Origin of the sequence: Peribacillus sp. NPDC097198 (genome assembly GCF_044762055.1) — a bacterium.
GTDB lineage: Bacteria > Bacillota > Bacilli > Bacillales > DSM-1321 > Peribacillus.
On the sequence record NZ_JBIWDO010000002.1, the window covers coordinates 88951 to 103937 of the forward strand.

14 protein-coding genes are annotated in these 14987 nt (G+C 41.4%); 12 read left to right on the forward strand and 2 right to left on the reverse strand.

Annotated elements, in window-relative coordinates; all coding sequences use genetic code 11:
• Positions 1 to 123: 123 nt before the first annotated feature.
• Both ACIQXQ_RS03415 and ACIQXQ_RS03420 read left to right on the forward strand, forming a co-directional pair.
• A complete protein-coding gene (locus ACIQXQ_RS03415; RefSeq protein WP_402955313.1) occupies positions 124 to 1854 on the forward strand; it encodes a phospho-sugar mutase in 1731 nt (576 codons plus the stop codon).
• Positions 1855 to 2036: 182 nt separating this feature from the next.
• Positions 2037 to 2564 carry an NADPH-dependent FMN reductase gene (locus tag ACIQXQ_RS03420; RefSeq protein WP_402955318.1) on the forward strand — a complete coding sequence of 176 codons (528 nt, stop codon included), beginning with the start codon at positions 2037 to 2039 and terminating at the stop codon, positions 2562 to 2564.
• 118 nt (positions 2565 to 2682) lie between these two features.
• On the opposite strand, the gene ACIQXQ_RS03425 is transcribed toward ACIQXQ_RS03420, so the two are convergent.
• On the reverse strand, positions 2683 to 2931 hold the full coding sequence (locus tag ACIQXQ_RS03425; protein ID WP_402867538.1) for a YhdB family protein: 249 nt from the start codon (positions 2929 to 2931) through the stop codon (positions 2683 to 2685).
• A gap of 132 nt (positions 2932 to 3063) precedes the next feature.
• On the opposite strand from ACIQXQ_RS03425, the gene ACIQXQ_RS03430 reads away from it, so the two are divergent.
• The 10 genes from ACIQXQ_RS03430 (at position 3064) to ACIQXQ_RS03475 (ending at position 13294) form a co-directional block, all read left to right on the forward strand.
• Positions 3064 to 4032, forward strand: coding sequence for a M14 family zinc carboxypeptidase (locus ACIQXQ_RS03430; protein ID WP_402955322.1), 969 nt, complete (start codon positions 3064 to 3066; stop codon positions 4030 to 4032).
• Positions 4033 to 4083: 51 nt separating this feature from the next.
• Positions 4084 to 4404, forward strand: coding sequence for a DUF3889 domain-containing protein (locus ACIQXQ_RS03435; RefSeq protein WP_402955324.1), 321 nt, complete (start codon positions 4084 to 4086; stop codon positions 4402 to 4404).
• Positions 4405 to 4564: 160 nt separating this feature from the next.
• The gene (locus ACIQXQ_RS03440; RefSeq protein WP_402955327.1) at positions 4565 to 5356 is read left to right on the forward strand and encodes a phosphotransferase; all 792 of its coding nucleotides are present in this window, start codon (positions 4565 to 4567) and stop codon (positions 5354 to 5356) included.
• Positions 5357 to 5519: 163 nt separating this feature from the next.
• Positions 5520 to 6401, forward strand: a complete 882-nt coding sequence (locus ACIQXQ_RS03445) for a radical SAM/SPASM domain-containing protein (RefSeq protein WP_402867542.1) — start codon at positions 5520 to 5522, stop codon at positions 6399 to 6401.
• Between the two features lie 198 nt (positions 6402 to 6599).
• Positions 6600 to 7442 (forward strand): MurR/RpiR family transcriptional regulator, encoded by an 843-nt coding sequence (locus ACIQXQ_RS03450; protein WP_402955330.1) that lies wholly within the window; start codon positions 6600 to 6602, stop codon positions 7440 to 7442.
• Between the two features lie 13 nt (positions 7443 to 7455).
• Entirely contained in the window at positions 7456 to 8610 is a 1155-nt protein-coding gene (locus tag ACIQXQ_RS03455) for a M20 peptidase aminoacylase family protein (protein WP_402955333.1), read from the forward strand.
• Complete coding sequence (locus tag ACIQXQ_RS03460; protein ID WP_402955336.1) at positions 8600 to 9394, forward strand: GNAT family N-acetyltransferase; 795 nt, start codon at positions 8600 to 8602, stop codon at positions 9392 to 9394. Before ACIQXQ_RS03455 ends, ACIQXQ_RS03460 begins: the two co-directional genes overlap by 11 nt.
• A gap of 15 nt (positions 9395 to 9409) precedes the next feature.
• Positions 9410 to 10519, forward strand: a complete 1110-nt coding sequence (menC, locus tag ACIQXQ_RS03465; protein WP_402955339.1) for an o-succinylbenzoate synthase — start codon at positions 9410 to 9412, stop codon at positions 10517 to 10519.
• Positions 10520 to 10645: 126 nt separating this feature from the next.
• Entirely contained in the window at positions 10646 to 11722 is a 1077-nt protein-coding gene (locus tag ACIQXQ_RS03470) for a YkvI family membrane protein (protein ID WP_402955342.1), read from the forward strand.
• A gap of 156 nt (positions 11723 to 11878) precedes the next feature.
• The gene (locus ACIQXQ_RS03475; protein ID WP_402955346.1) at positions 11879 to 13294 is read left to right on the forward strand and encodes a SpoVR family protein; all 1416 of its coding nucleotides are present in this window, start codon (positions 11879 to 11881) and stop codon (positions 13292 to 13294) included.
• Positions 13295 to 13563: 269 nt separating this feature from the next.
• Here the strand turns inward: ACIQXQ_RS03475 and ACIQXQ_RS03480 are convergent, their stop codons facing one another.
• Entirely contained in the window at positions 13564 to 14775 is a 1212-nt protein-coding gene (locus ACIQXQ_RS03480; protein ID WP_402955349.1) for an aminopeptidase, read from the reverse strand.
• Positions 14776 to 14987: the final 212 nt, after the last annotated feature.

A 14987-nucleotide genomic window follows, 5' to 3' on the forward strand; every position in this document is an offset into this window, starting at 1 on the left:
AAAAAGCAACAGTTGCTTTTTCATCACGAGCCTTTACTTCATTTATGGGGAAAAATATGTTAATTTTATAATAGGGTTAATACATAAAATTCAAAATATAGGCGTTGAGAGGAGATGTTGGAGATGGAATGGAAATCTTTCTACACCGCTTGGGCAGGTTACCAGAATTTAAATGGGGAATTACGTGTCCTGCTCGAGGAAATGCAACGGGATGAAGCAAAACTCGAAGATGCCTTTTATAAGAACTTGGAATTTGGGACAGGTGGCATGCGTGGGGAAATTGGAGCTGGAACGAACCGGATGAACCTGTATACGGTTCGAAAGGCAACGGTGGGACTGGCACAATATATTTCATCATTTGGGGAAGAGGCAAAAAGTAGAGGGACGGTCATCGCCTATGATTCGAGGCACAAGTCACCGGAATTCGCACTGGAAGCGGCTAAAACATTGGCGACTTTCGGTGTGAAAGCCTACTTATTCGATGAGCTGCGACCAACGCCTGAATTATCGTTTGCCGTCCGGGAGCTGAATGCCTTTGCTGGAATCGTGATTACAGCAAGCCATAACCCTCCTGAATATAACGGATACAAAGTTTACGGGCCGGATGGTGCACAGTTGCCTCCAAAAGCCGCTGACCAGGTCATTCAGTACGTGAATGCCATTGAAAGTGAACTTGATATACAAATTAAAGAAGTGGAAGCGTTAAAAGAGAAGGGGCTTATCGAGATTATTGGGGAAGAGTTGGATATCGCTTATAATCAACAGCTTTTGACGGTTCCTGAGAATCCGCAATTAGCCGAAGAAATGGATGTGTCACTTGTCTTCACCCCTCTTCATGGGACAGCCAATAAATCGGTTAGGCGCGCACTTAAGGACCTGGGGTATCACAATGTCCATGTCGTCAAGGAACAGGAATTGCCCGATCCGGACTTTTCGACGGTGAAATCTCCTAATCCTGAGGAGCCAGCCGCATTTGAAATGGCCATCGAACTTGGCAATCAGGTGGAAGCCGATCTATTGATTGCAACGGACCCTGATGCCGACCGGTTAGGGATTGCCGTGAAAAACGAAGCGAATCAATATGTCGTTTTAACTGGTAATCAAACGGGAGCCTTGTTCTTGGATTACTTATTGAGTCAGCAAAAGGAAAAAGGGACGATTCCTCAGAATGGAGTGGTCTTGAAAACAATTGTGACTTCGGAAATCGGGAGGACGATTGCAAAGTCCTACGGGTTGGAGACGGTGGATGTTCTGACTGGATTCAAGTTCATTGCCGAGAAAATAAATGAGTATCAGAAAACCGGGGCACATAGCTTCGTTTTCGGGTATGAAGAAAGTTACGGCTATCTAATCAAGGATTTCGCCCGTGATAAAGATGCCATCCAAGCAGCGGTTCTTGCTGTTGAAGTATGTGCTTATTACAAAAAGCAGGGCTTGACCCTTTACCAAGGCTTGATGAATGTCTTTGAAAAATACGGATTCTATTTGGAAGGGCTACGTTCATTAACCCTAAAAGGAATGGAAGGGGAAAAACAGATCCAAGGAATATTGGATCGATTCAGGCAAAACCCACCTACCCAAATAGGGGGTATCCCCGTAGTCATCGCCGAAGATTATCAGAACGGTAAAAAGTACGATTTGAGAACGACTGTTGAGGAAGTGATTGAACTTCCGACATCCAACGTTTTAAAATATTTCCTCGATGATGGAACGTGGGTATGCCTCCGTCCTTCAGGTACCGAACCGAAAATTAAATTCTATTTCGGTGTCCAAGGAAGTTCCCTGCAGGAATCGGAAGATAAGCTTTCCGCCGTCATTAACGATTTCATGAGTGAAATAGAAGCTTTGGTGTAATAAATAAAGGGAGAGCGAAGGCAAGTTCTTCGCTCTTTGTTCCGAAATAGGATAGAAATGGAATGTCTCAAATTCAAGGAAATTACGCATGGACTTTGGTATACTGATTGAGGATAATGGGATATTTTGATGAAATATATTTCAGACCTATCATTTCAAACTTACCAAGGAGGGGAATATCCATGAAATTAGTCATCATTAATGGTTCACCACGTAAACAAGGACGTACAGGGATTGCTTCACGCTTCATATCTAAACAATACGGAGCAGAATTAATCGATTTAAGCAATAGTGAAATCCCTTTATATACCGGGGAAGGCGAGCAATACCAAATGAAAGTGATTCAAGATCTTCGCACAAGCATCGAAGAAGCGGATGGTGTCATTTTAACGACGCCGGAATATCACGGTTCTATGAGTGGTGCTTTGAAAAATGCGTTGGATTTCCTAAGCAGCGATCAATTTACACATAAACCAGTCGCGCTTCTTGCCGTTTCAGGCGGAGGTAAAGGTGGAATCAACGCGTTGAATTCCGTGAGAACGGTAGGCCGCAGCCTTTATGCGAACGTGATTCCAAAACAACTAGTACTTGATCCGCACTGCTTCGATTACGAAAATGACGGATTGAATGAAGAATCCGCATTGCTTGTCGACGCTTTGATGGATGAATTGAAAATGTATGCAAGTGCATATGCGACAATAAAGAAATAATGGAAAAAGGGGTCAGGTATTTTCATACCTGACCCCTTCCTTGTTTCCATTAGGGTTTCACCAGCCATAGTTTAATCCCTGATAAGCAACTTGCATAATATTTCCCATTTTGTACAAACTATTGTTGAACTTCCGTTACATATTCATATTCACTCGTCTGTTCAGCAGCATGATCGAGATAACGAAATAGGGCATACAGCTGAGATTGAACGATTTGGTAATCATGCTCAAACCGATATGCGTGTAAAAAATGCTCAATTTTCTTCGAAAGAATGTGATCTTTCGTTCGTACCATCAAAACTAAAAGGCTGTCCCAATCCGATCGGTGTGTGTGAAACAAAGCCTGATCATAATCCGCTATCCTCATATCATTCTCCTCCTTACTAAGGAGCTATTTGTATTTTGTACAGAATGGGCAGAAGCTCTCCTTACAATAAGTGGTGATATAGAAAAACCGCGTTTGTTGTTTTTTACCTGAATAATAATCAAAGGTGAGTTCATGAAAAAAATCATTTTGCTTTGGTGGATCTGTTTTCTGCTTTATCCTTCATACGCATTCTCTGAACAGCCATATTCACCTGAAACAATGGAAAAAGATCTTCTGGAAATGGAAAAAAAGTATCAACTAAAAACCGTAATAATCGGTGAAACTGAAAAAGGAAAACCGATAAAGGCCGTTAAACTTGGTAGGGGGCAGAAGTCGATTTTAATGGTCGGTGCCCATCATGGACGGGAATGGCTTAGTACGATGATTCTGATGAAGATGCTACAAGATTATGCCTCCGCCTATCAAACAGGTGAGCCAATCGGTGATATCCCCTCGGACTTATTGGATGAGGTCAGCATCTGGTTCATCCCGATGTTAAATCCTGACGGGGTCAGGATCCAGCAGGGTGATTTCTCTCACTTAAATGTATGGGAGCGAGTGGCGGTCTGGAAAATGAACGACTATAGCACAGAGTGGTCCCGGTGGAAAGCCAATGCGAATGGCATCGATTTAAACAGGCAATATCCAAGTGGTTGGGATGACATAATCAATGAAGCGAAACAACCCACGTATCAGTTTTATAAAGGAAAACGTCCACTGATGGCATCGGAGGCAAAAGCACTTGTGTCCTTCACGAAGAAGCTCGACCCCCTTATTGCTGTTTCCTACCATACGTCTGGACGGGAAATATTTTGGCACTATCACAATAAACCTAAGAACATGGCAAGGGATTACGGCATAGCGAAGAAAACGGCAGAGCTAACCGGTTATGAACTGACCATCCCGGAAAAGGAAGCAATAGGCAGTGGATTTACGGATTGGTTCATTACCGAATTCGAGCGGCCGGCGCTGACCATTGAACTTAGTTATTTAGTGGAGGAAACGAATCCACCCTTGTCCGTATTTCCCGAAGAATGGGACCGGAACCGTCAAGTGGGGATGATGCTTGTTCAAGAAGCGAATCGATTGAATAACTATTGAGATGTTATACATAATAAGACTAACAAGTGAGAAATGGTGGGAGGTAAAGGGATGAAAAAATTTCTGATGCTGGTCATGGGGCTCATGATACTAACGCAAATGGCTCCAAGTGCACCAATTGCTGCAACTCCGGATTATGAGAAATACGGGAAGATTGCCATCACTGTCGTTCAGGCAGATTATCCTAGAGACGATGTGACCGACTATCAATATAAAGGCCGTAAAAATTTGGGCAATAAACAAGTGGAAGACGACTTTGTATTCGTAGTGGTGGAAAATGGCAAGGAATTCAACGTCATCGTTACCGTCCAGCATGATCTGGAGAATAAAAAGCTTTTGAGCTTGAAGGTCATGGAACAGAAAAGAAAATGAATGCAAAGGAATCAGCACCTTCTTTTTATCGAAGGTGCTTTTTTCTATGTCCGTAGTTGCATATGCATCCATATCTAGATTGTTTTGGTTCTGACCTATGATACACTAGAATTAACATAGTTTTCCTGTGAATAGTTGCATGATCAGTGGAGGTGTATCTATGCCCAATCTTTCCAATGAGGAAGAGTTAACAGGTGGGAACGTTTCGAAAGTATATCGTTCAGGTGATACCGTCAGACGGGAAATGAAGCCAAATAGCCAAAGGATTCATGCTTTATTAAAGCACCTGGAGGGAAAAGGTTACGAATATGCCCCTAAATTCCTTGGTATCGATGATAAGGGCAGAGAAATTCTATCTTTCATTGAAGGAGAAGCGGGGAATTATCCTCTACAAACATACATGTGGTCAGAAGATGTCTTACGGGAAATCGCGAAGATGCTCCGTCTTTATCATGATGCTGTAAGCGACTTTTCATTGGATGATCATTGGCAAGCAATCGATAATACCCCACAGCAAGCGGAGGTGTTATGCCATAATGACTTTGCCATGTACAACATCATTTTTCAAAATGAACGACCGATTGGCATTATTGATTTTGATGTGGCTGGACCTGGTCCACGACTTTGGGACATCGCGTATACGCTATACACTTGTGTTCCATTAAGCAGATTGTATCTTACTGAGACGGGTGAGACGGTCCATTATCATTCAGTTCACGATGCTTCCCGCATAAAAAACAGGGTTAGATCATTTTTTGATGCTTACGGTGAAGGAATTGCGGAGAATTATATCGAGATGATCCTGTTACGATTAGAAGGATTATGTAAGACAATCACAAGAAGAGCGAGTGAAGGTGATCTTGCCTTTCAAAAGATGGTGGAGCAAGGTCATCTTGAACATTACCGAAACGAAATGACATTCATTTCTGAGCATAGGAAGGAATGGACGTAAATTCTGGTCCTCTAAAGGGACTTAATGGAAGAAAGAAGGGAACTTCTAAATGTGGAAGTTCCCTTCATTTTGTTCGGAAATCCATTTTTCCATTGCATTTATAAGGAAGGAACAAGTATAGTTAATAACAGATTAAATACAGCAAGATTTTAGGGGAATTATAATGAGAAAGTTTAAAAAAGTATATGTCGAAATAACGAACATATGTAATCTGAAGTGTAATTTTTGTCCGAGTTCTAGCTTGCAAAGGACATTGAAATTTATGAATCCAGAAGGTTTTACGCACGTGATTGAAAAGATAAAACCACATACGGACCATATATATTTCCATCTAATGGGTGAACCATTTTTGAATAAAGATTTGGGCACGTTCCTGGATATTAGCGCCGAGAATGATTTGAAAGTGAATATTACGACAAACGGCACACTGATCCAAAAGGTGAAGGATAAGCTTCTATCCAAAAAAGCGCTTCGTCAGGTGAATATTTCCCTTCATAGTTTTGAAGCGAATGATACGAGCAATAGCCTGGAAAGTTATGTTAGTAATATAACCGACTTCATTAATGAGGCAAATGCAACGAGTGAAGTAATCTGTGCCATACGACTATGGAATATGGATTCAGATGAACTTAAAGCGAGTAATGGGTTGAATGATGATATTCTTTCGATGTTGGAAGAGAAGCTTTCACTGGACATTCGTTTAAGTGAAGCCCTTCAGGAAAAGAATAATATCAAACTGAAGGATCGGGTTTATATCAATATGGCGGAAAAATTCGAGTGGCCGGAACTTGACCGCGATATCATTGATGAAAATATTTTCTGCTATGCATTGAGAGATCAACTAGGAATCTTGGTGGATGGTACGGTGGTTCCTTGTTGCTTGGATAGTGAAGGGAAGATACCACTTGGGAATATATTCGATTCATCCCTAGAAGAAATCCTGGATGGTGAACGGGCGAAGAATATGTATGATGGCTTCTCGAGAAGATGCGCCGTTGAAGAACTCTGTAAACGATGTGGCTACGCAAAGCGCCACAAAAAATAAAAGATAGATGTAACCCACGGAGATACTCTTCGTGGGTTTTTTCGAATTCATTTTGATTATTTTATTAAAATATTCAGAATATTATTGATTTATGGAAAGGTGGGTGTTAGAATGTTCTCTATTATCAGTGAAGTCAGAACTTCAAATATATTTAAAAAAAGTATACGATTCATTTTTGTTACTGAAGGGAAGGATTTTATGGATGTTCGGCAAAAAGCAAAAGAGATATTCCCGGCATTAACGACTGGGCAAAAAAAAGTGGCCAAATACTTGTTGACTCATGCCCATACATTTGCCGTCAGTCCAGCTCAAGTGTTAGGGAAAGAAATTGGCGTGAGTGAGACCACGATCATTCGCTTTTGTTATTCGCTAGGGCTAAGTGGTTTTGCTGAACTTCAAAAACTGATTCGCAATCAGCTGATTTTCGAGAGCAGTAGCTTGAATGAATACCATACTTCTAAACTCGAAGTCGCAAACGAGCCAAACTTCATGGCACAAGTGATGGAACAAGATATCGAGAGCATCAAAAAGACCATACATAATCTATCAAATGAGGATTTTACAAAAGCGGTGGACAAAATTACGTCAGCCGATAGTATTTTAATTTCCGGACATCGTTTATCCTTTTCGGCCGCACATTGGCTGACGTTCACACTAAGGCTTGTGAAGGAGGATGTTCATTTATACCGGCCGGATACAGACGATATCTTTTTACAATTGGATAAAATGACGGAACGTTCCGTTTTCATAGCGATATCCTTTCACCGTTATGTGAAAGAAACGGTGAAAATTACGGAGATGGCTAAACAGGCTGGGGCCTTTGTGATCGGGATTACCGACTCCGAACTTGCCCCTCTTGCAGATTTCGCGGATGTATTATTACCGGTATCAACGCCGAAGACTTCGACCATCGATACAGCACCTGTTTTATTTTCCTTATTGAATAGTTTAGTAGCGGGTGTCTCAATAAAAGACGAACAAGGATTCAAAGATAGAAAGTCTAAATACGACACATTTAAACAGGATGATTTTTTCTTCTGAAGGGGAGTTGGAAATGGATATAACACAATCGCTTGTAAAGTTAAGACCACGGATCATCGAGATATTTGACCATCTGCACGCTCATCCAGAAACGAGTTGGAATGAAGTGAAGACAACAGACTTCATTGCGGACATTTTAACGGAAAACCAATGTACCGTGACAAGATTTGCCGACTGTACCGGCGTGATTGGTGAGATGGGGGAAGGCCGGTTCACGGTGGGCCTACGATCGGATATCGATGCATTATGGCAAGAAGTGAATGACACATTCCAGGCCAACCATTCATGTGGCCACGATGGGCATATGACTCTGGCTCTTGGCGTTTTCCTTGTATTGAAGGAAATGAACTTTCAACCAAAAGGGAAACTCAAATTCCTTTTTCAGCCTGCAGAAGAAAAAGGAACGGGTGCCTTGAAGATGATTGAGGAAAAAGTCGTCGATGATATAGATTTTCTGTATGGCGTGCATGTAAGGCCTGCGGAGGAAGTGAGCGATGGCCAGGCGGCACCAGCCATCGTTCATGGTTCAGCACAGTTCATAAAGGGCGAAATCCTAGGAACGGATGCACATGGTGCAAGGCCCCATCAAGGTCAAAATGCAATCGAGATCGGGGCCTCTTTCATCACATTGTTGAACAGCATCCATCTTAATCCTTCCATCCCTTATTCCGTGAAAATGACGCAGTTTTCTGCAGGCGGGGAAAGTTCGAATATCATTCCAGGGAAGGCTACTTTTTCGCTGGACTTACGCGCCCAGGATAATGATGTCATGAAGGAATTGACCATGAAGGTGAAGAAAATCGCACAAACTCTGGCCATTGCCAATGGCGTTGAAATTACCCTTGAACCAAGTGCATATGTAGCCGCTGCACATGTCGACGAACAAGCCCAAGCCATCATGGCAGAAGCCATAACAGATACACTCGGTAAAGAAAATTTGGTGCCTCCCGTCATTACGACTGGTGGAGAGGATTTTCATTTTTATACGTTGAAGAAACCGACCATTAAAGCGACGATGCTTGGATTGGGTTGTGGCTTAACGCCAGGCCTGCATCATCCACTTATGACCTTTAATAAAGAAGCGCTGCTTTCGGGGATCGAGATTCTGACGAAAGCCATCCTTCTTACTTTCGATAAATATGGAGAAGGGGATCGCCATGACTCATGAATTACATATCAAATCATTATCGACATTAGAAGAGTTACAAGAGGTGCAACAATTGGAGACGCTTGTATGGGGGATGGATTCCATACCAACCCACCAGACGCTGACGGCAGTTAAAAACGGGGGGCTTGTCATAGGCGGTTACCTCGATGAGCAGTTAGTGGGCTTTCAATACAGCTTCCCTGGTTTTAAGGATGGAAAGGTCTTTCTTTGCTCACACTTGTTGGCGATCCACCCGGAACATCAAAAGAAGGGGTACGGAAGATTGCTTAAATTGGCACAAAAAGAAGAAGCACTGAAAAAGGGCTACGACTTGATTTGCTGGACATACGATCCGTTGGAAAGCGTGAATGCGAATTTAAATATCGGAAAACTTAAAGCAGTTTGCCGTACCTATATGGAAGATTGCTACGGAAAGCTTGAAGGCTCACTTAATGAAGGGCTGTCGACGGACCGCTTCATGGTGGAATGGACGATCAATCAAGATTTGCAGTCGGATGCGAATCTCCCTAGTGAAGCGTCACAATTAGTGACGATAGAAAAGGATGAACAAGGTTTTCCAGTCATCACGGAATATAGGCTGGATACATATGCAGACGTCATTGCCATTCCGATACCAACGGAGATACAAAAAATGAAGAAGGAAAATCTTTCGTTGGCGATTGATTGGCGTTCGAAAACAAGAGAGATATTCAAAAACCTCTTTGCCCAGGGATATGCTGTAGTGGGAATTGAACGGATCAAAGAGGACAACATACAACATTACATCTTACAAAAACAGAAATAAGTGGGGGAATTAAACATGAAAATAAAAGAAGTGCGTTTACGTCATCTGAATATGGATTTGATTGCTCCATTCACAACTAGCTTTGGTACATTCGTGGATAAAGAGTTTATTTTAGTAGAGGTGAAAAATGAAGCGGGATTATCAGGATGGGCTGAATCTGTAGCTTTTGCCGCGCCATGGTATAACGAAGAAACCATCAAAACGAACTGGACGATGCTGGAGGATTTCCTGATTCCGCTCGTGCTTAATAAAGAAATAGAGCACCCAGGTGAAGTAGCGGAACTGTTCGCTCATATTCGGAAAAATAATATGGCGAAATCGGCAATCGAAGGAGCTATTTGGGATCTGTACGCGAAAGAAAAGAACATTCCACTGAGCACGGCACTAGGTGGAGAGCTGGATAAAATCGATGTCGGCATCAGTATCGGTATCCAAAAAACCGTTCCAGATTTATTGAAAAAAATCGAGAATGGACTGAAAGATGGTTATAAACGAATCAAGATAAAGATTCAGCCGGGCTGGGACGTCGATGTTATCAGGGAAGTACGTAATCATTATCCGGATGTACCGATCATGGCGGATGCAAACTCGGCTTACCGTTTGAAGGATATCGAATTATTGAAACAGCTGGATCAATTCGATTTAATGATGATCGAGCAGCCTTTGTCATCGGATGATATTGTCGATCATGCGACATTGCAAGCGAGCATCACAACACCGATTTGCTTGGATGAAAGCATACATTCCGTCGAAGATGCCAGAAAGGCGCTGGATTTGGGAAGCTGTAAAATCATCAATATCAAGATTGGTAGAGTGGGTGGCTTAACGGAAGCTAAGAAAATTCATGATTTATGTAAAGAGCGAAACGTGCCAGTATGGTGCGGTGGCATGTTGGAATCTGGGGTCGGTCGTGCACATAATATCGCATTGACCACACTTGATAATTTTACAATGCCTGGCGATACGGCCGCTTCTGCGAATTATTGGCATAAAGACATCATTAAACCGGAAGTGACGGTGGAAGATGGGGTCATCACCGTGCCAAAGACGGCAGGTATTGGATACGAAGTAGATACGACCATTGTCGATGAATTTACCTCCTATAGTAAACGATACAAAAATTGAGCAGGTTGAGTCCGCCAAGCTTTGGTATTTTCTTACTGAAGATTGGCGGAGCTTTAAACGTGAGGTAGCCAAAAGCTACCCATGCACTAAATTGTCAGAATTATCTTTAAATTGGGGTGGATTTCCATGAAGAACAGTATCAATCTAGCAGGCGCATATATTGGAATCATCATAGGGGCAGGTTTTGCTTCAGGACAAGAAGTATTGCAATTTTTCACGAGCTTTGGAATCTATAGTGTATTGGGAATTGTCGTGGCGACTGCATTATTCGCTTTCCTTGGAATGCGAGTTACGGAGTTAGGGAGCTCGCTTCAAACACGCTCTCATAAAAGCATAATCGATCACCTTTGTGGCCGTCATCTAGGCAGGGTTGTCGATGTGATCATTACCTTTTTCTTATTTGGCGTAACGGTGATCATGATTGCAGGTTCCGGATCTATTTTCGAAGAACAATTTGGCATCCCAAGTATCGTGGGTGCCGCGATCATGACGATCCTCACCATTGGAACGCTTTTGCTTAAAGTCGATAAAATCATGTCGATCATTAGTGCCGTAACGCCATTCTTATTCATCATCATGATTGTCATTGCGGGTTATTCATTCTTTACATCAAATCTTAGCTTCAGTGAAATCATTGCCTCATCCAGTAAAGAAACGGCCGCAACGGGAAATTGGCTAATGGGTTCATTGTTATATGTTTCTTATAATATGACGGCTGGAATCGCGATGCTGGCCGTAATGGGAGGCACAATGAAAAGCAAGAAAGAAGCAGGAATGGGAGGCATTTTAGGCGGGATAGGTTTAGGGGTTTTATTACTTCTAATCAATATGGGGATGATGTCCGACCTTAAATCGATTGAGGGAGTAAGCATGCCCACTCTTTATTTAGCAAATGAAATCTCGCCTTGGTTGGGAAATATTCTGTCCGTAGTGCTGTTAGGCATGATTTATAATACGTCAGTTGGTATGCTGTACGCATTTACTGCTAGACTTGTACCTTCCGAAACAAAGAATTTTAAAATCTCGGTCATCGTCGTAGGGATGTTAGCTTTCCTTGCCAGCTTTGTTGGCTTCATTAAATTGGTTGGTACGGTATATCCTCTTACAGGATATTTAGGTTTTGTCATCATTGCAGCTCTTATCATTTCGTGGGTTCGCTCAAAAACGAAAAAACGGGCATTACATGCAGAAATAGCCAAGTAATAGTAAGAAAGAGTGCCTGTTCTACTGATTCCTGACATCTTCCCTTTTGGAGGATGTCTTTTTTCTATGTACGATTGCCCTTTAAGAAGGAACAAAGCATTTTTCCGCCCTTTTTTCATACATTAGACTAAAGACAAAAGACTAGGGGGATATAAGATGAATGGATCGGAGCAGAAGGATCTGGAATATGCCATCAGTGAAATCACAGAAATAGCCACTGGATTCGGATTGGATTTTTACCCGATGCGTTATGAAATTTGTCCATCGGAAATCATTTATACATTTGGTGCGTATGGAATGCCTACCCGTTTTTCACATTGGAGCTTCGGGAAACAATTTCATAAAATGAAGCTGCAATATGATTTCGGATTAAGCAAAATCTATGAATTGGTCATTAACTCTGATCCATGTTATGCGTTCTTGTTGGATTCCAATTCACTTGTGCAAAACAAATTGATTGTGGCGCATGTTTTGGCGCATTGTGATTTCTTCAAGAATAATGTCCGTTTCCGGAACACCAAGAGGGATATGGTAGAAAGCATGTCGGCCACGGCAGAAAGAATCCGGGAATACGAAGTGTTGCATGGCAAGCGGGAAGTGGAAACATTCCTTGATGCCCTTCTTGCCATCGAGGAACATATCGATCCATCACTGATGAGGCCGAAGCTTGCCTGGACGATGGAGGATGAGGAAGAGGAGGAGGAAATCAAGCCGGCAGCGACGGAGTATGATGATTTATGGAATCTCGAAGACAGAGATGTGAAGAAGCATCCGACCGCTAAAAGGCGTAAGAAGTTCCCGCCACGGCCTGAAAAAGATATCATGCTATTCATTGAACAATACAGCAGGGATTTAACCGATTGGCAAAGAGATATCATGACCATGATCCGAGAGGAAATGCTCTATTTCTGGCCGCAGCTCGAAACGAAAATCATGAACGAAGGCTGGGCATCGTACTGGCATCAAAGGATCATGCGTGAACTGGATTTGACCTCTGGCGAATCGATTGAATTTGCGAAACTGAATGCGGGAGTCGTGCAGCCATCACGCACGAGCATCAATCCTTATTATCTAGGGCTGAAGGTGTTTGAAGATATCGAAGAACGCTATGATAACCCGACAGAGGAAATGCTCAAGCTCGGCATCAAGCCAGGAACGGGCCGGGAAAAAATGTTCGAAGTCAGGGAAATAGAATCGGATATTTCCTTCCTCCGTAACTATTTGACCAAAAATCTCGTCATGCGTGAGGATATGTACTTATTTCAGAAGCAAGGCAAAGACTACAAAATCGTTGATAAGGCATGGGAACAGGTGCGCGATCAGCTCGTCAGCATGCGGGTGAATGGCGGCTTTCCGTATATCACGGTCAATGACGGCGACTATATGCGAAATGGCGAGCTGTATTTGAAACATTGGTACGAGGACATTGAACTGGACCTGAAATACCTTGAAAAAGTCATGCCTTATATCCACCAGCTCTGGGGACGTCCCGTGCACATGGAATCGGTCATGGAGGGGAAAGAAGTCATGTTTTCCTACGACGGAAAAGGGATTCACCGGAAATATTTATAGGGAAGGAAGCAAGTATTTATAAAGAAACTTTGGTCGTAATAAATAAATTCTCTCATAAAAAAGAGCGAGCAATGTAATTCGAATTGAATTACATTGCTCGCTCTTCTAAAGGCTATGTTAAAGGTTAAGGTTGATCTAAAAATGCACCCATTAGTTAGTCGAAGAAAAATTACATTCAATCACAGTCAGTTTAAACACATATGTGTATTAGTTATTAAAATCCTTTGATTAAATCTTTTACAAGATTAAGAAAAATAGTTTCCTGAAAATTAGATTTTCCAAACCCCACTTTTCATTATTAGTATATCTTCTTCTTGATCTAATAATCCATAGACACTAATGGAGCTATCGCCAATCATAATATCTTCATGAACGGCAGATTTATTCATACCTAGCTCAGTTAGTTCTTCTTCAGTTCTTATGGAACCATCCAAAATATTATTAATGTAAGCTTGACCTAGTGCGATATGACAAGCTGCATTTTCATCAAATAGTGTACTTTTGAAAGTGATTCCCATTTTGGCAATACTCGAATTGACTGATACAAGTGCAACTTCTCCAAGCATTCCAGCACCATTATCTGTTTGAAGAAAATCGAGAACGACTTGGTGTTTCGGTTTAATTCGTATCACTTTCCCATTTTCAAAGAACAGCTTTAAAATTTGAATAGTTTGTCCTGCTAATATAAGGGGTTTTGTGATGGTAACATATCCATTCACTTGATACTTATTTGGCATTGTCCAAACTTCTTCAACAGGGATATTAGACATGAATTCTCTTCCATCTTTAGTCGTTTCAGATCCCCCTAACCAAACATGATTTTTGACTAAAGAAACAGTTAAATCTGTTTTTTTACTAACAAATCGCAAACCAGAAAACTTATAATTGTTCAACTTTTCCGCTATACTTTTCAAGGTAATATCATGTTGTTTCCAAGCTGAGATAGGGTTTGGCTCATTTGATTTTGATGCTTCAAAAATATATTTCCATAAAAGTTCAATAGCTTCATTTTCAGGATGGTCTGGAAACACTTGCAGTGCCCATTCTTTTGTTGGCGCGTTAACAAGTACCCATTTATTATGATTTTCCATACCATATGTTCGTATTGGGCTCATTGCGATTGATTTTGCTTTAGTTACTATTGATGTTCTTTCATCCCAATCAGAATCCATATCTGAAAACGTCGGTGCAACGATTGTGATTGTCGAATACCCAGACTTCGCATAATTTAATTCATTTTCAATTAATGATTTTGGAAAAACGTCTAAAAATTCGTCAGGAAGAAAACGCACTCGATCCTTTTCGATTGTCGAATCCCGTAAATCAAGTGATACATATTGCGCCCCACTCTTATAAGCCTCTTTTGAAATTTCGCGTACTAACGACAAATGTTCAGGAGAAAAAATGATTTTAATTAAATCTCCCTTTTCAACTGTCACTCCAATATTCACAATTACTTTTGCATAATTATTTAAAGACATATATTACTCCTTTTATTTTAATAGCATTAATCCTCTTCTTCATAAACTTCAACGGTTCATCAAGGCTATGTTAAAGCTATTGGTTGCTTTTGAATTTATAGGAAACAAAAATGAGCTGGGAAATGAAACTCCAGCTCAATGTATTTTTATGTCCGCTGTTTTTAATAAATTAATATTAGCTTAAGAAGGGTTATTTGTTCTGTTTCTTCCTA